A 15,453-nucleotide genomic window follows, 5' to 3' on the forward strand; every position below is an offset into this window, starting at 1 on the left:
CAGGACCCCACTACTTCCAGGATCGAGCACGATCGTGCGCAGCTCGTCGGCTTCGTCAGGGGGGTGGGACCGCCCGGCACGGGGGAGCGGGCGGTCCCGAGCGACGCCACAGATCCCGGGGGACGGGGAGCGGTGCCGCGCTTCACATTCTGGTGACCGGACGACTACGGTCGGAAGGGTTCGGCAGGCCTGTCGTGGCTGCCCTGTTCCCGGCCGCGCCGGCTCTGTTGGTCGGCTGGAGTTGATCGTCGGCGGGTTGGAGAGTGGTTGGGCATGGCCGATGGGCAGATGACGGCGGCGGCGTTCCTGGTCGCGGAGCTGCGTCGGGCGCGGGCCCGGCGCGGCTGGAGTCAGGACGAGCTGGCCAAGGCCGTCAACTACTCGGCGTCGATGGTCAGCGCCGTCGAGTTGGGGCAGCAGCCGCCCACGGCCAAGTACCTGGAACTGGTCGACCGTGCCCTGGACACCGGCGGCCTCTTCGGTCGCATGTCGACAGAGCTGGTGAGCCTGGACCGGGCTCAGCCATGGCTACGCGGCTGGCAGGCGATCTTCGAGCAGGCGCGGATGGTCCGGTGGTACGAGCACTGTTACGTGCCAGGGCTTTTCCAGACGGAGGCCTACGCCCGAGCGGTCTTCGAGGCGGGCGGCCTGCTCGCTCCCGAGGAGGTCGACCGGCGGCTGACCGACCGGATGAACCGCCAGGCGGTGCTGCACAGTGAGCGTGTGCCGCAGATCGTGGCGGTGCTGGACGAGGCGGTGCTGCGGCGACGGGTGGGCGGGCGGAAGGTGATGCGCGACCAGACCCTGCACCTGGTCGGCATCGCCACCGGGCACCCTCGGATCCGGCTGCACGTGGTGCCGCGATCCGCCGAGGAGTACCCGGGGCTCGGTGGGCAGTTCGCGCTCGCCGTCCTGCCCGACGGCACGGAGGTGGCCTATCTGGAGTGCCAGGTGCGCGGTCAGGAGCTGGACCAGCCGAGGGATCTGCTGCGGTTGCAGCGGGTCTGGGAGGCTACCTTGGGCGAAGCCCTGCCCCCGCAGGCATCCATCGAGCTGATGAACGAGGTGGCCGAGTCGTGGAGCTGACCGAGGCTCGCTGGCGCAAGAGCAGCCGCAGCAACCAGGACAACTGGTGCGTCGAGGTGGCTACGAATCTGGAGGGCGTGGTCGGGGTGCGGGACAGCAAGGACCCGGACGGACCCGTGCTCGTTGTCGACGCGTACTCCTGGCGGCTCTTCGTGGTCGCGCCTCCGCGCTGACCCGACCGCCTCGCCCGCGACGGCGGTCGCGGGGTCCCGGCTAAATGGCTCGACGGGTCTCCGGGCGGGCGGGATGATCCGGTCATGGGTGGAGTGCCTCCGGCGACCGAGCGGCTGCTGTTGCGGCGGTTGACGATTGCCGACGTGGACGCGCTTGTGGAGCTGGACAGCGACCCGGAGGTGATGCGCTTCCTCACCGGTGGCGTCGCCACGCCGCTCGCCACCGTCCGGGATGAGCAGTTGCCGAAGTTGCTCGCCCAGTACGAGAGGCATCCCGGGCTGGGGCGCTGGGCGGCGCTCGACCGGGGGACGGGCGACTTCCTGGGCTGGTTCGCGCTCGACCCGTCGGTCGACGGCACCGAGGCCGAGCTGGGTTACCGGCTGCGCCGCTCGGCGTGGGGGCGCGGCCTGGCCACCGAGGGGTCGCGGGCGCTGGTCCGGTACGCCTTCGACCGGGTGGGCGTGCGTCGGGTCTGGGCCGAGACGATGGCGGTCAACGACCGGTCCCGGCGGGTGCTGGAGAAGGCGGGTCTGCGCCACGTGCGCACCTTCCACCTCCAGTGGGACGACCCGATTCCGGGCACCGAGCACGGCGAGGTGGAGTACGAGGTGCGGGCCGACGCCCTTCAGGAACGGCCCGCGGCCCTGCGCGCCCGGTAGGCGGTCACCGCCGCGCGGTTGCCGCAGCCGGCCTCGCAGAAGCGCCGCGACCGATTGCGGGACAGGTCGACGACCACGTTGTCGCAGTCCGGAAACTCGCAGATCCGCAGTCGACGCAGCTCGCCGGCGCGGACCAGGTCGGCCATTGCCATCGCCGCCTCCACCGCGATGCGGGTCGCCAGCGGGGCGTCCCGGGGTACGGCGTGCAGGTGGTACGGCTCGTCGTCGTGCTCGATGAGCTGCGGCAGCGCCCTGTGCTCCAGCAGCAGGCCGTTGACCAAGGTGACGATCTCGGGTGGTTCGGCGTACCAGATGCGGCGCAGCCGGGGCCGCAGCTCCCGGACGGCGTGCAACTCGGCGTCGGTGTGCTCGTGTCGACCGCTGTAGCCGTGCCTGACGAAGAACGCGTCAAGGGCGGCGACGTCGGGGAGGAGTTCGCCGTCGCGGCCCGCCGTGTTGACGAGCGCGGCGGCGGCGATCAGCGAACACTCGGTGTCATGAGCGAAAAGCAACTTGACTCCTGTCACAGGCTACGCCTAGCGTCATGGGCACAAGGATAGTTTGCTCATGACACCCGTGCCGTACCGAGGAGCGCGAGATGCACCGACGACCCGCCGCCGCCGGGGCAGCGTTGGCGCTGCTCTCCGCAGTCACCTTCGCCACCTCGGGCACCTTCGCGCGCTCCCTCATCGAGGCCGGCTGGTCGGCCGAGGCCGCCGTCATCGCCCGGGTCGGCATCGCCGCCCTGGTGCTGGCGATCCCCGCAGTGCTGTCGCTGCGCGGCAGATGGGACGTGCTGCGGCGGAACACCACGGCGATCGCCATGTTCGGGCTGCTCGGGGTCGCGCTGGCCCAGGCCTGCTTCTTCAACGCCGTGCGCTACCTGCCGGTCGGCGTCGCGCTGCTGCTGGAATACCTAGGCATCATCCTCGTCGTCGGCTGGATGTGGCTGCGCCACGGGCAGCGTCCCCGCCAGCTCACAGTTGTCGGCTCGGTGGCCGCCCTGGCCGGACTGGCGTTCGTGCTGAACCTCGCCGGTAACGCCGACTTCGACCCGGTGGGCGTGCTCTGGGGGCTGGGCGCCGCGCTCGGCCTGGCCGGCTACTTCGTCCTCGCCGGCCGCGTCGACCCCCGGCTGCCCTCCGTCGCCATGGCCAGCGGCGGCATGGCCGTCGGCGCCGCCGTACTGCTCCTGATCGGGCTCACCGGTCTGCTGCCGCTGCACGCCACCTTCGGCGAGGTCACCTTCGCCGGACAGCGCACCAGCTGGCTCCTGCCCATCGTCGGGCTCTCCCTGGTCGCCGCCGTCGTCGCGTACCTGGCCGGGGTCGCCGGCACCCGGATCCTCGGGCCCCGGCTGTCCTCGTTCGTGGGGCTGACCGAGGTGCTCTTCGCGGTGCTCATCGCCTGGCTGCTCCTGGACGAACTGCCCACCGCCTGGCAGTTGTTCGGAGGCGCGCTGATCGTCGCCGGGGTCGCGCTCGTACGCCTCGACGAACTGCGCGCCTCGCCCGCACCTGCCCCACCCGAGCCCGCGCTGGCGGCCAACGCCTGAGACGGTGGACGGCGTGCTGACCACAGTGGTGTTCGACGCCGACGAGACCCTGCTGGATCTGCGCCCAGCGGTGACCGGTGCGCTGGCCGCCGTCCTGAACGAGATGCTCGCCGCGTGTCGTTGATCGACTCCGTATCGGCGATCCGGCGGGCTGCGGCTCTGTCTGATCGCCCCATGTCGGTGAGCTGGAGTTGATCGAGCGCCGGGCGCTCACCGACGCCAGCCGCGGGACAACAACGCTGATCTGACCTCCCCCAGGACGGTCGGGAAGTCGTTGTGCAGCCGTCGACCGGTGACGTGCAGGATCAACCACCCCGCACCCACGAGCAGGTTGAGCCGACGGCGGTCACGGTGTAGTTGCTCCGGATCGGAGTGCCGCCGGCTGTCGTACTCGACGGCGACCCGGAACTCGGGCCAGGCCAGGTCGGGATGCAGCACGAGCCCGCCGGCCACGCGGATCGGGTGCTGGGTCACCGGCCGGGGAAGCCCGCCCAGCACCAGACGTACCCGTAGCTGCGACTCGGGGGGCGACTGCGCGCCCGGATCGGCCAGGCCGAAGGCCCATGTCGCCCGGCGGCCGCCCGGCCGGTCCGCGTTGGCGGTGCCGACGGTCATCAGCGCCGCCTGGGTGGTCAGGCCGCACGCCAGGAGCGAGTCGATGATCGGGACGGCGCGCAACGGATCCAACCAGACAGCCGTCTCCCAGGCTGCCGAGGTGGGGTCTGTGCGGCGCGGTGCGATGGCGCCTCCTACGTCGCCCATCGGTGGTACGAGGGGTGGGGTGGCGGCCGGACTCGCGCCGGTGAGCGCCGGGGCGTCGGTGCCGAGCACGTGCACGCGAAGGCGGTGTCGGGAGTCGACGCGACAGGCCCTCGGCACCAGGACATGGACGTCGTCGTCGAACCCCGCGGCGTGCTCGACGCCGTGCAGGTAGGCCGACGAGGGGCCGGCGATCACCGCCTCGGGTGGCAGCCGCAACGCCGCCGCCCGGCAGGCCAGCGCGTGGTCGCGATCGAGGCGCGCGTCGGCGTACACGTCGTGCCGCAGGCGGATCCAGGACGCGCCACGTAGCTGATGTCTGGTGGCCAGTCCCTGTCGGATCACGTCGGAGCCGCGGAAGACCTGCCAGGCGAGGGCGGGAGGCCGGTGGGGACGAGGAGGCATGTGCTCAGACTCGGACCCCGACCCGGCACCCCGATACCCCTGTGGACAGCGCCGGGAAGGCCGACCGAGCGTGCCTGTGGATGACCGCCGAACACCGGGTTCGGAGTGCTATACGGCGAGATCAACACCATATCGGCGTAGTGGCGCTATCGATCGGCGGAGATACCGCCACATCGGCGATCTGGAGTCGATCAAGGCCGCGGGTCCGGGTCGGCGCGTCAGCGGAGGGCGTCGGCGACGGCCGTGGCGGCGGCCCGTACCTGCGGGCCGACCAGTCCGACGTCCAGCGGGGCGAGGGCCACCACGCCCACGCTCGCCTCCAACCCGGGTACGCCGAGCACCGGCGCGGCCACCCCGTACGCCCCGGACTGCAACTCCCCGCTGCTGCTCACCGGCTCCGCCACACCGGCCCGGCCGGCCAGGATGGCCCGCCCCGCCGCCCCCCGATCCAGCGGATGCCGCGCCCCCGTCCGGTACGCCACGTGGAACGACGTCCAGCTCGGCTCGACCACGACCAGCGCGACGCAGTCGCCGCCCTCGACGACGGTCAGGTGCGCTGTCGCGCCGGCCTGCTCGGCCAGCCGACGCAGGGCTGGCAGCGCGCCCTCGGCGAGCAGTGGTTGGGCCCTGCGGGCCAGGTGCAGCACCCCTGCGCCGAGGCGGAGCCGCCCGTCGGCGTCGCGGCGCAGCATTCCGTGCCCGGTCAGCGGGCCGACCAGCCGGTAGATGGCGGCCCTGCCGATCCCCAGCCGGGTCGCGGCCTCGGTGACGGTGAGGCCGCCCGGAGCGTCGGCGACCAGGTGCAGCAGCCGCAGCCCTCGGTCCAGTGTCTGCGCGGTCTCCCCACCCCGCCCGGCGACCACGTCGGCCGGAGCCACGACAGCCTCGGCGCTGGCGGGTGGCTCACCGGAGCGTGCTGTCGCATCCACGTCTGGCAGCGTACGACCCGGCACCGGCGGATCCGGACAGGCGTGGACGGCTACCCTTGTACGGTGACGCTACGCCTGTATGACACCGCCACCCGATCGGTGCGGGACTTCGTTCCGCGGGAAGCCGGCAAGGTGGGGGTCTACCTGTGTGGTCTCACCCTCCAGGCGCCGCCACACATCGGCCATCTTCGCTCCGGCGTCAACTACGACGTGTTGCGCCGCTGGCTGCTGGCCGCCGGTTACGAGGTCACGTTCATCCGCAACGTGACCGACATCGACGACAAGATCCTGGTCAAGGCGGGCGAGCAGGGTCGGCCGTTCTGGTCGATCGCGTACGCCAACGAGTTGATCCTCGCCGAGTCGTACCGGGCGTTGAACGTGCTGCCGCCCACCTACGAGCCGCGCGCCACCGGGCACGTCCCGGAGATGCACGAGCTGATCACCAAGTTGATCGGCGATGGGCACGCCTACCCGGCTACCGACGGCTCCGGTGACGTCTACTTCGACGTGGCGTCCTGGCCGGCGTACGGGTCGCTGTCGGGTCAGTCCCCGGACGCGATGCAGTCGGCCGGTGACGCCCCCGACCGGGGCAAGCGTGACCCGCGCGACTTCGCCCTGTGGAAGGGCGCCAAGCCGGACGAGCCGGCGGACGCCTACTGGCCGTCGCCATGGGGGCTGGGCCGCCCGGGCTGGCACATCGAGTGCTCGGCCATGTGCTGGCGTTACCTGGGCCCGGAGTTCGACATCCACGGCGGCGGTCTGGACCTGACGTTCCCGCACCACGAGAACGAGATCGCCCAGTCCCAGGCGGCGGGGCTGCCGTTCGCCCGCTACTGGGTGCACCACGGGCTGCTCAGCATCGGCGGGGCCAAGATGGGCAAGTCGGCGGGCAACGCGCTGGGCCTGGCGTACGTGGACTCGCTTGGCGTGCGGCCGGTGGAGCTGCGCTACTACTACGCCGCCGCCCACTACCGCTCGGTGATCGACTACTCGGAGGATTCGCTGCGCGACGCGGCCACCGCGTACCGCCGGATCGAGGGTTTCGTCCAGCGGGCCGCCGAGCGGGTAGGCGTCGGGCAGCTCGGCGAGCTTCCGGCCGGTTTCGTCGCCGCCATGAACGACGACCTCAACACGTCCGCCGCCCTGGCCGTGCTGCAACAGCACATCCGGGACGGCAACACCGCGCTCAGCGTCGGTGACGATGTGACCGTCCGCACCACCCTGGCCGTGGTGCGGGCAATGCTGGATATCCTCGGCATCGACCCCCTCGACCCGGCGTGGACCGGTGGCGGCCGCTCGGATGACCTGCGCGCCGTGGTGGACTCCCTGATCGCGCTGGCCCTGGAGCAGCGCGCGCAGGCCCGGGGCCGCAAGGACTGGACCGCCGCGGACGCGGTACGCGACCAGCTCAAGCTGGCCGGCGTGGTGGTCGAGGACACCCCCCAGGGCCCCCGTTGGACTATTGGAGAGCAGGACTGATGGCCGGCAACTCGCAGCGCCGTGGCCGGCGACTGACGCCGAAGGCGGGTGCCCCCAAGGGCTCCGGCGGCAAGAACAAGGACTCCCTCGCCGGTCGGGGGCGTACGCTGCCCGCCGACGAACGACCGTGGCACAAGGGTTACTCGGGCACCGAGAAGCTGCCCCAGCGCACCGCCTGGAAGCAGGACAAGGAGCGCCGGGCGGCGGCCGAGGAGGGGCGTGCCCCGAAGATCGGTCAGCCGGGCAGCAAGGACACCACCTGGGGCAAGGGCGGCGGCCGAGGCGTACCTGGCGGCCGGGGTGGCGTGGCCGGCCGCGGTGGCGCCGCCGGACGGGGCGGCAAGCCCGCCGGCCGCGGTGGCCCCCGGGTCGCGCCCGGGCGCAAGTCCAACCCGTCGAAGGACACCCCGGAGCTGCTGGTCGGGCGCAACCCGGTGCTGGAGGCGCTGCGCGCCCAGGTGCCGGCGACGGCGCTCTACACGGCCCAGGGCATCGACATGGACGACCGGATCAACGAGATCATCCGGACCGCCGCCGACCGGGGCATCGCCAACCTGGAGATCAGCCGCGCCGAACTGGACCGGATGACCGGCGGGGTGTTGCACCAGGGCGTCGGGTTGCAGGTGCCGCCCTTCGCGTACCAGCCGTTCGACGACATGGTCGCCGCCTCCCTGGAGCAGCAGGCGCCGCTGCTCGTCGCACTGGACGGGGTCACCGACCCGCGCAACCTGGGCGCGGTGATCCGTTCGGCCGCCGCGTTCGGCGCGCAGGGTGTCTTCGTACCCGAGCGGCGGGCCGCCGGGATCACCGCGACCGCCTGGCGGACCAGCGCCGGCGCGGCCGCGCGGGTGCCGGTGGCGCAGGTGACCAACCTGACCCGGTCGTTGAAGGCGTGCCGCGACGCCGGCTTCATGGTGGTCGGCCTGGACGCCGACGGCGACACCGACCTGTACGACCTGGAGGCAGCCGTCGGTCCGCTGGTGGTGGTGGTCGGCTCCGAGGGGCGCGGGCTGTCCCGGCTGGTCGGTGAGACCTGCGACCTGACCGTCAGCATCCCGATGATCTCCGAGGTGGAGTCGCTCAACGCCAGCGTGGCGGCCGCCGTCACCCTGGCCGAGGTCGCCCGCCGGCGCTCGATCGAGCTGTAGTCACGTCACGAGGCCCCTCCCCGACTCCGGGGAGGGGCCTCGTCGTGTGCCTAGATCTGGCGGGTCCAGGCGACGAAGAGCAGCGCCCCGGCCAACGCCGTCAACAGCGTGGTCGGGATCAGCCAGCGCGGGCGCGGCTCCCCGTCGAGGCTGGCGGTCAGCCGCTGGTGCACGGCGGCGATGCCGATCAGCGCGGCCAGCCCGGCCGCGGCCAGCGGCAGGCCGACGAGGAAGTGCGCCAGCCACGCGCCGGCCCGGGTCGGACCACCCCAGGAACTGTCGTACGGGCCGGGGTCGACCAGCCCGTACAGCACGCCGCGCAGCACCATCAGCAGTTCCACGCCGAGCGGCAGCAGGGCGACCGCGCCGAGGAGCAGGCTGAGCACCGCGTGGCCGAGCACCGCGACCGTGCCGGGCCGCCGGCCGGTCGCGGCCGTCGGTGGCAGTCCGAGCAGTCGGGTACGCAGGGAGCGCCAGCGTGCGACGGCGCCGCCCAGCGGGGCGGTCACCAGCGCGAGCAGGGCGACCGGGATCAGCGTCGCGCAGTAGACAAGGCTGCGACCGGCCAGCCGGGTGAGCCGGTACGGCCGGGAACGGATGATCGGCTGGGCGGTGGCGGACACGGCGTCTCCTCGGGGTGCGGGTTGCCGTGACGCTACGAACCCGGCCCGCCGTGCCGAATCCCTCTTCAGAGCCATTCCCGCGCTGACCCCACAGGGTGAGGCGACCCGGCCGGTACGACGAAAGGGGCGGCCCGCCGAAGCGGACCGCCCCTTTCGGTACTGCGTTACGTCAGATCCGGCTGCCCGTGGCGGCGTGGAAGACGTGGCTGCGGCCGGTGCGCGGCTTGACGAACACGGTGTCACCCATGTTCGGCATGCTGCGCCGGTCGGTGCGGACGACGAAGCGCTCCGAGTTGCCACCCAGCGCGGCGTGACCGTAGACGTTCGCATCCGAGCCGAGGTCCTCGACCAGCTCGACGACGACGGGCATGCCGCCCTCGGTCGGGCTGACCAGGTCGCAGTCCTCCGGGCGGAAGCCCACGGTCACCTTGCCGTCGCCGCCCTCGGCGCGGGCCGCGGCGACCTGCTCGCGGGTCAGCGGGATGTGCAGCTCGGCGAACTCGGCACCCTGCTCGTTCAGCGGAACGGTCTTGATGTTCATGGCGGGGGAGCCCATGAAGCCGGCGACGAAGACGTTGGCCGGGGTGTCGTAGAGCGCCCGCGGGGTGTCCACCTGCTGGAGGACACCGTCGAGCAGGACGGCCACCCGGTGACCCATGGTCATGGCCTCGACCTGGTCGTGCGTGACGTACACGGTGGTGACGCCCAGCTTGGCCTGGAGCGACGCGATCTGCGTACGGGTCTGCACACGCAGCTTGGCGTCGAGGTTCGACAGCGGCTCGTCCATGAGGAAGACCTGCGGCTCGCGGACGATCGCGCGGCCCATGGCGACACGCTGACGCTGACCACCGGAGAGCGCCTTCGGCTTGCGGCTGAGGAACTCCTCCAGCTGGAGCAGGCCGGCCGCCTCCTTGACGCGACGGTCGATCTCCGACTTGGAGGTCTTGCGCAGCTTCAGGGCGAACGCCATGTTCTCGTACACCGTCATGTGCGGGTAGAGGGCGTAGTTCTGGAAGACCATCGCGATGTCGCGGGCCTTCGGGGGGAGGTGGGTGACGTCGCGCTGGTCGATGTAGATCGAGCCGGCGTCCACGTCCTCCAGGCCGGCGAGCATCCGCAGGCTCGTGGACTTGCCGCAACCGGAGGGGCCGACGAGGACGAGGAACTCGCCGTCGCCGATCTCGAGGTCCAGCTCGTTGACGGCGGGACGCTCAGTGCCCGGGTAGATCCGGGACGCCTTGGAATAGGTGACCGTAGCCATGGTGAAGCGCTTCCTTTCACCGGCAGGAACGTGCCGGACGATCCGAGTGAAGGAGCGACAGGCACGTGTCCGTGCCGGTCAGCGGACGGCGGCCAGGTCGCGGGGGCGGCCGGGTTGTCGTCCGTGTCACTGCACCGTAAACGGCTTTCCCCGCGCTGCCAAGGCGGGGGAGGGTCGAACGTGGCCCATCAGCTACACATTCCGGTCAGTCGGGCACGGTAGACCATCAATCGACTTGTCGTCATACCAATAGGCGTCGGGTTCTTGACGTTTCCCGTGCTCGGGAGCCCTCGCGAGCGGGATATCCGGACGTCACTCGCTATGCTGACCACGACGCACGCGCCCCTGTAGCTCAGCTGGCCAGAGCACTCGCCTTGTAAGCGAGATGTCGCCGGTTCGATCCCGGCCGGGGGCTCCAATTTCATCAGGCTTTTCTCGGAGCGGCGCCGCCGCGGGTGCGCCTCGCGGCGACGTAGCGGCGCATCTTCTCGGCGGTTCCGCAGTCGTCCATGCTGCACCAGCGGCGGCTGCGGTTCTTGCTCTCGTCGTTGAAGAGGAAGCGGCAGCCGCCGCATCCCTTGATCCGGTCCAGCGCTCCCGTGGTGAGCAGCTGGACCGCTGCGTGCACCACCGGTCGTAGGGGCCGGGCGAGCGTGCGGTCATCTCGCCAGACCCACGCGTACGTGCTCCCGCCCTCGAGCTGCGCGTGGCCGAGCGCGTCCGCCTCGTCGTCCCGCAGCCGGGCCAGCGCAGCCGCGCCAGGTGCCCCGCCGGCGGCCAGCGACCGGAATATCTCGTCGAGGTAGTCGCGGGTGCCCAGCGCTCGCGAGAAGGCGGCGCGAGCGCCGTCCGGATCGGCGCGGGACAGTCGGCGTAGCGCTGTCGCCTCCGACCCGGTGAGGGTGCCCGCGTACGCGCCCCAGGCGAGCAGCTCCGGATAGCCCGTGAGCACGTCGTCGTCGGACGGCCCGGCGGGTGGACCGGTGCGGGTGTTGACGAAGTCCAGGGCGAGGCTGCCGCCCACCAGGTGCATCCGCGTGACGTCCTCGGCTGTTTCCATCAAAACGCACTTTACCAGTTGACCACTGTGGGGGCCGTCACTAGCCTGTTTCTGGCGTACCGGATTTAGCCGGAAACAGTTGGGGGATGGATGGGTCACTGGCGAGCAGTGGGAGCGTTGATCGGCTTGTCCGGCGGCACGTTCCTCTACACCACCGCCGAGGCACTGCCCATCGGCCTGCTGCTCCCGATGGCAGCGGACCTCGCCGTCGCGCCGTCGCGGGTGGGCCTGCTCGTCACCGCGTACGGCGCGGTGGTCGTTGTCGCCTCGATCCCGTTGACGGCGCTGGCCAGGAGAATTCCTCGCCGGCGACTCCTGTCGGCGCTCCTGGCCGGTTTCGTCGTCAGCACCGCGATCACGGTGTTCGCGAGCACGTTCGCGCTGCTGCTGGCGGCCAGGATGGCGACCGCGGCGACCCACGCGTTGTTCTGGGCGGTGGTGGTGCCGGCCGCGGCCGAACTGTTCCGACCCGGGTTACGCGGCCGAGTGGTCGCGATCGTGTTCGCAGGTGGCAGCGTCGCTCTGGTCCTGGGCGTGCCCGCGGGCACCTGGCTGGGCGAACGCGCTGGCTGGCGGGTGTCGTTCCTGGCGGTGGCCGGACTCGGCGCGATCGTGCTCGTCGCGGTGGCCTCGCTCCTGCCGTCGACGCCGCCCGAGCAGGGGCACGCCGCCCGGGGCGAGACACCCGACGTCTACCGCTTCTGGCTGCTCGTCGCGGTGGCCATCCTGACGACCGCAGGTGCCATAGCCGCATACACCTATGTCGCCCTTTTCGTCACCGAGGTCAGCGGTTTCGCCGCCTCGTCGGTCGGGGTCATCCTGCTGGTGCGCGGCGTCGCGAGCGTGCTCGGGATCCTCGCTGTCGGAGCGGTGGTGGACCGTAGTCCGTGGCTCGCCCTGGTCGCGACCATCGTGCTCCAGTCGGTGGCACTGCTCGGGCTGTACGTGGTCGGCCACCAGCCGGCGGTCGCCGTGGGCCTGCTCGCTCTGGCAGGACTGGCGTTCGCGGCGTTCACCGCGGTGCTCGGCGGCGTCGTTCTTCAGGTGGCGCCCGGACGCTCCGACCTCGCCGCCGCCACCGTCTCTGCCGCCGTCAACGTCGGCATCACAGGCGGTGCCCTGGTCGCCGGCCTCGCGCTACCGAGCCACGGCGTGCACAGCACGGTGCTGCTCGGCGCCCTGCTCGGCGTCGTCGCCCTGATGCTGGCCGCCGGTGGCTTCACCGGCCGGGTCACCGGCGCTGTCGCACCGCAACGCTGAGCGCCCAACTGGTCCCCTGCACTGTCCCCGCCCGGCGGTAGCCTTGGTCGGGCAGCGAGCCGAGCGGGACGGGGGCCGATGAGTCGCGCGGTGGAGGAGTCGAACCGGGCGATGCTGCGTGCCCGGGACGCGATGGACCGGGCGTACGCCGAGCCGCTGGACATTCCGGCGTTGGCCAAGATCGCGCACGTCTCGGAGGCCCATTTCATCAGGACATTCCGGGCCACGTTCGGTGAGACCCCGCACCGCTACCTGCAACGCCGCCGGGTGGAGCGGGCGATGTGGCTGCTGGTGGAGACCGAGCGGGACGTGACCGACATCTGTTTCGCGGTCGGCTTCAGCAGCCTGGGCACGTTCAGCCGGACGTTCCGGCAGATAGTCGGTGAGTCGCCGACTGGCTTCCGTCGACGCGCCACGCCGACGAACGTGCCGTCCTGCTTCACCAAGGCCTGGACCAGACCGATCAGTTTTGGATAAGCAGCAGGTCAGGGGCGACCTCTAGCGTCATGGGCATGACGATGAACGCGATCAGCCGCTCCCAGATCTACGTCCTCGACCAGGACGAGGCGCTCGACTTCTACGTGAACAAGCTCGGCATGGAGGTCAACACCGACCAGGACCTCGGGTTCATGCGGTGGTTGACAGTCAACCTGCCCGGCGACCCGGAGCGCGAGATCCTGTTGGAGAAGCCGGGCCCGCCGGCGCTCGACCCGGCCACCGCCGAGCAGGTCCGCGAACTGCTCACCAAGGGCGCCCTGGGCGGGTACCTGTTCATGACCACCGACGACGCCCGTAAGACGCACGAGGATCTCGTGGCGAAGGGCGTCGAGATCACCGACGAGCCGACCGAGCGCCCGTACGGGATCGACTTCGGCATCCGCGACCCCTTCGGCAACAAGATCCGCATCGGACAGATGTTCCCGCGGGGCTAGTCAGCCGTTGGCCGGGAGGCGCCGGGCCGATCCCGCGCCTCCCGATGTGGTTGGGTGGGCCATGATCACCCGTCTGTTGTATCTGGCCCGACATGGTGAGCAGGACCTGACCGGGGCGGACGATTCGGAGGAGCCGGACTCCGGCCTGTCCGAGCGCGGCCGGAGGCAGGCTGCGCTGCTCGGCGAGCGCCTGCGGGGCCGCCAGTTCGCCGCCGTGCACCACGGGCCGCTGCTCCGGGCCGCGCAGACCGCCGAGCTGGTCGCCGCGTCGCTGCCGGGGGTTCCGGTGTACGCGACCGAGTTGGCCGGCGACCACCTCCCGCACGACACGGATCCGGCTGGCCTGCCGCCCGCGTACGCCGATTTCCTGGCCGAGTTCCCGCCGGCCGCGCGGGTCGACGGGCCGCGGGTGACGGCGGCGGCGGTCCGCCGTTTCACCGGCCCGGTCGACGGCGACGGGGGCGGCGGGCCGGTGCGTGAGCTGGTCGTGACGCACAACTTCCTGATCGGCTGGCTGGTCCGGCACGCGCTCGATGCGCCGGAGCGGCGGTGGCTGGGCGTGAACTCGCACAACGCGGGGCTGACCGTGATCCGGTACGGGCCGGCCGGCCCACCGAACCTGGTCGCCTTCAACGACGTGGCGCACCTGCCGCCGGAGCTGCGGGGCACCGGCCTGCCGGCGGACTATTTGGTGTGAGTGCCGACGGTCAGTCGGTGGGCCCGCAGGATCAGCAGGTCAGGGGCGGCCTCTAGCACTCCCAGTTCTACGTCCTCGATAAGGCTCGACTGCCAGCGTGTCCACCGAGCCGCTGACCTGCTGGGGCCAGAGGTCCGCTGCTTCTATGGGCGGAGGGCCCTCCCAGCCCTCTCCGCTGGCGCTCTCCGGCCCGACCTCGTTGAAGGCGAAGGGCGTTCAAGGCAGCCCTGAAATCCTTCATGTTTTCGCTCCAACATCTGCGCGATCCCTTGTGGCCACAGCAATCGTTCGACCGAGAATCCTGAACGCGCTGGCCTGAGGTGAAGCCTCCTCCGGTATGGGTATCTCCAATACGTCCCGTATGTCGATTTTGCATACCTAGGCTACGAGTACGCAGAACAAGGGGTCTGCGGGGTATCGATCGATCTTGGTGGAGGCCATGGGGCGACGGAAGCCAGTGAGCGGGCTCAAGCAGGTCAAGGCAGCCTCCGGCCTGAGTTCCATCATGTTGATGGCTGGCATGACGACGGGGGCCAGCCCCGCGTCGGCGGTCGAGGTCGTCCACAAGACACACTCCGAGCGCGTCAAGGTAGGGACACCCGGGCCCCTCGGGAACCAGCATTCCTGGCTGTCCGTCGGCTCCCTCGTCAGGGATGGCGGAGCCGCCGACGACCTCGACGGTCCGGTGCACGGCCCGCAGGGCTGGCAGTGGCAGGAGCAGAGGCCAGGTTGGCACGGCCCCGGTAAGGGTGGGATCCCAGGACCGCAAGGAGCCCAAGGGGTGCCGGGGCCGCCAGGCCCTTCCGGTCCTCAGGGCCCGCAGGGCTCTCAAGGCGATACAGGTATCCCGGGTGCGCAGGGTTTCCAGGGTGAGGCCGGTGCTCAGGGCGCTACTGGCGCTCAGGGCGCGATCGGGGCCCAAGGCGCGCAAGGTTTCCAGGGCGCTCAGGGTGCGGCGGGTGCGCAGGGCGACGCCGGCGCGCAGGGTGCTCAGGGCGCGACCGGGGCTCAGGGCGATGCGGGGGTTCAAGGCGCGCAGGGTTTCCAGGGCGCTCAGGGTGATGCCGGCGCGCAAGGTGCTCAGGGCGCGACTGGTGCTCAGGGTCCGCAGGGTTTCCAGGGCGCGCAGGGAGATGTCGGCGCGCAGGGCGCTCAAGGTGCGACCGGGGCTCCTGGTGCTCAGGGTGATGCCGGCGCGCAGGGTACTCAGGGTGCGACCGGGGCACAGGGTGATGCCGGCGCGCAGGGTGCGACCGGTGCTCAGGGCCCGCAGGGTTTCCAGGGCGCGCAGGGCGATGCCGGCGCGCAGGGCGCTCAAGGTGCGACCGGGGCTCAGGGCGATGCCGGCGCGCAGGGTGCGGCCGGTGCTCAGGGTCCGCAGGGTTTCCAGGGCGCGCAGGGCGACGCTGGCGCGCAAGGTGCGCCC

Annotated in this window: 16 protein-coding genes, 1 tRNA gene and 1 pseudogene; 12 read left to right on the top strand and 6 right to left on the bottom strand. The window is 71.4% G+C overall.

Annotated features, from left to right (window positions below):
• Nucleotides 1-273 precede the first annotated feature (273 nt).
• The 3 genes from ACZ6N8_RS15985 to ACZ6N8_RS15995 all read left to right on the top strand — a co-directional run bounded on the left by ACZ6N8_RS15985 (nucleotide 274) and on the right by ACZ6N8_RS15995 (nucleotide 1,919).
• Nucleotides 274-1,086 (top strand): helix-turn-helix domain-containing protein, encoded by an 813-nt coding sequence (locus tag ACZ6N8_RS15985; protein ID WP_466010618.1) that lies wholly within the window; start codon nucleotides 274-276, stop codon nucleotides 1,084-1,086.
• The gene (locus ACZ6N8_RS15990; RefSeq protein WP_466010620.1) at nucleotides 1,077-1,259 is read left to right on the top strand and encodes a DUF397 domain-containing protein; all 183 of its coding nucleotides are present in this window, start codon (nucleotides 1,077-1,079) and stop codon (nucleotides 1,257-1,259) included. Before ACZ6N8_RS15985 ends, ACZ6N8_RS15990 begins: the two co-directional genes overlap by 10 nt.
• A gap of 84 nt (nucleotides 1,260-1,343) precedes the next feature.
• Entirely contained in the window at nucleotides 1,344-1,919 is a 576-nt protein-coding gene (locus ACZ6N8_RS15995) for a GNAT family N-acetyltransferase (RefSeq protein ID WP_466010622.1), read from the top strand.
• Here the strand turns inward: ACZ6N8_RS15995 and ACZ6N8_RS16000 are convergent.
• The gene (locus ACZ6N8_RS16000) at nucleotides 1,886-2,431 is read right to left on the bottom strand and encodes a CGNR zinc finger domain-containing protein (protein WP_466010623.1); all 546 of its coding nucleotides are present in this window, start codon (nucleotides 2,429-2,431) and stop codon (nucleotides 1,886-1,888) included. The two genes, ACZ6N8_RS15995 and ACZ6N8_RS16000, sit on opposite strands and share 34 nt — an antisense overlap.
• A gap of 86 nt (nucleotides 2,432-2,517) precedes the next feature.
• On the opposite strand from ACZ6N8_RS16000, the gene ACZ6N8_RS16005 reads away from it, so the two are divergent.
• Both ACZ6N8_RS16005 and ACZ6N8_RS16010 read left to right on the top strand, forming a co-directional pair.
• Complete coding sequence (locus ACZ6N8_RS16005) at nucleotides 2,518-3,474, top strand: EamA family transporter (RefSeq protein ID WP_466010625.1); 957 nt, start codon at nucleotides 2,518-2,520, stop codon at nucleotides 3,472-3,474.
• A gap of 13 nt (nucleotides 3,475-3,487) precedes the next feature.
• Nucleotides 3,488-3,580, top strand: a pseudogene (locus ACZ6N8_RS16010) (HAD family hydrolase); the annotation flags it as partial.
• 104 nt (nucleotides 3,581-3,684) lie between these two features.
• Here ACZ6N8_RS16010 and ACZ6N8_RS16015 read toward each other — a convergent pair.
• Nucleotides 3,685-4,638, bottom strand: coding sequence for an endonuclease domain-containing protein (locus tag ACZ6N8_RS16015; RefSeq protein ID WP_466010627.1), 954 nt, complete (start codon nucleotides 4,636-4,638; stop codon nucleotides 3,685-3,687).
• A 218-nt stretch (nucleotides 4,639-4,856) separates the two neighbouring features.
• Entirely contained in the window at nucleotides 4,857-5,516 is a 660-nt protein-coding gene (locus ACZ6N8_RS16020; RefSeq protein WP_466010907.1) for an IclR family transcriptional regulator, read from the bottom strand.
• 114 nt (nucleotides 5,517-5,630) lie between these two features.
• Here ACZ6N8_RS16020 and cysS point away from each other — a divergent pair, with 114 nt between their 5' ends.
• On the top strand, nucleotides 5,631-7,046 hold the full coding sequence (gene cysS / locus ACZ6N8_RS16025; protein WP_466010628.1) for a cysteine--tRNA ligase: 1,416 nt from the start codon (nucleotides 5,631-5,633) through the stop codon (nucleotides 7,044-7,046).
• Complete coding sequence (gene rlmB, locus ACZ6N8_RS16030) at nucleotides 7,046-8,194, top strand: 23S rRNA (guanosine(2251)-2'-O)-methyltransferase RlmB (RefSeq protein WP_466010629.1); 1,149 nt, start codon at nucleotides 7,046-7,048, stop codon at nucleotides 8,192-8,194. Before cysS ends, rlmB begins: the two co-directional genes overlap by 1 nt.
• Nucleotides 8,195-8,244: 50 nt before the next feature.
• Here the strand turns inward: rlmB and ACZ6N8_RS16035 are convergent, their stop codons facing one another.
• Together ACZ6N8_RS16035 and ACZ6N8_RS16040 are read right to left on the bottom strand one after the other, a co-directional pair.
• Nucleotides 8,245-8,817 carry a hypothetical protein gene (locus ACZ6N8_RS16035; RefSeq protein ID WP_466010631.1) on the bottom strand — a complete coding sequence of 191 codons (573 nt, stop codon included), beginning with the start codon at nucleotides 8,815-8,817 and terminating at the stop codon, nucleotides 8,245-8,247.
• Nucleotides 8,818-8,986: 169 nt separating this feature from the next.
• Nucleotides 8,987-10,078 (bottom strand): ABC transporter ATP-binding protein, encoded by a 1,092-nt coding sequence (locus ACZ6N8_RS16040; protein ID WP_364372646.1) that lies wholly within the window; start codon nucleotides 10,076-10,078, stop codon nucleotides 8,987-8,989.
• 341 nt (nucleotides 10,079-10,419) lie between these two features.
• On the opposite strand from ACZ6N8_RS16040, the gene ACZ6N8_RS16045 reads away from it, so the two are divergent.
• Nucleotides 10,420-10,496, top strand: a tRNA-Thr gene (locus ACZ6N8_RS16045).
• 6 nt (nucleotides 10,497-10,502) lie between these two features.
• Here ACZ6N8_RS16045 and ACZ6N8_RS16050 read toward each other — a convergent pair.
• Complete coding sequence (locus tag ACZ6N8_RS16050) at nucleotides 10,503-11,138, bottom strand: CGNR zinc finger domain-containing protein (RefSeq protein ID WP_466010634.1); 636 nt, start codon at nucleotides 11,136-11,138, stop codon at nucleotides 10,503-10,505.
• A gap of 117 nt (nucleotides 11,139-11,255) precedes the next feature.
• Here ACZ6N8_RS16050 and ACZ6N8_RS16055 point away from each other — a divergent pair, with 117 nt between their 5' ends.
• The 4 genes from ACZ6N8_RS16055 to ACZ6N8_RS16070 all read left to right on the top strand — a co-directional run bounded on the left by ACZ6N8_RS16055 (nucleotide 11,256) and on the right by ACZ6N8_RS16070 (nucleotide 14,027).
• Entirely contained in the window at nucleotides 11,256-12,398 is a 1,143-nt protein-coding gene (locus ACZ6N8_RS16055) for an MFS transporter (RefSeq protein ID WP_466010635.1), read from the top strand.
• A 78-nt stretch (nucleotides 12,399-12,476) separates the two neighbouring features.
• Nucleotides 12,477-12,875: a helix-turn-helix domain-containing protein gene (locus ACZ6N8_RS16060; RefSeq protein ID WP_387114869.1), complete on the top strand. Its 399-nt coding sequence runs from the start codon at nucleotides 12,477-12,479 to the stop codon at nucleotides 12,873-12,875.
• A gap of 35 nt (nucleotides 12,876-12,910) precedes the next feature.
• Complete coding sequence (locus ACZ6N8_RS16065) at nucleotides 12,911-13,330, top strand: VOC family protein (RefSeq protein ID WP_357983044.1); 420 nt, start codon at nucleotides 12,911-12,913, stop codon at nucleotides 13,328-13,330.
• A 61-nt stretch (nucleotides 13,331-13,391) separates the two neighbouring features.
• The gene (locus ACZ6N8_RS16070) at nucleotides 13,392-14,027 is read left to right on the top strand and encodes a histidine phosphatase family protein (protein ID WP_466010637.1); all 636 of its coding nucleotides are present in this window, start codon (nucleotides 13,392-13,394) and stop codon (nucleotides 14,025-14,027) included.
• Nucleotides 14,028-15,453: the final 1,426 nt, after the last annotated feature.

This window comes from Micromonospora sp. NPDC047521 (genome assembly GCF_055587305.1).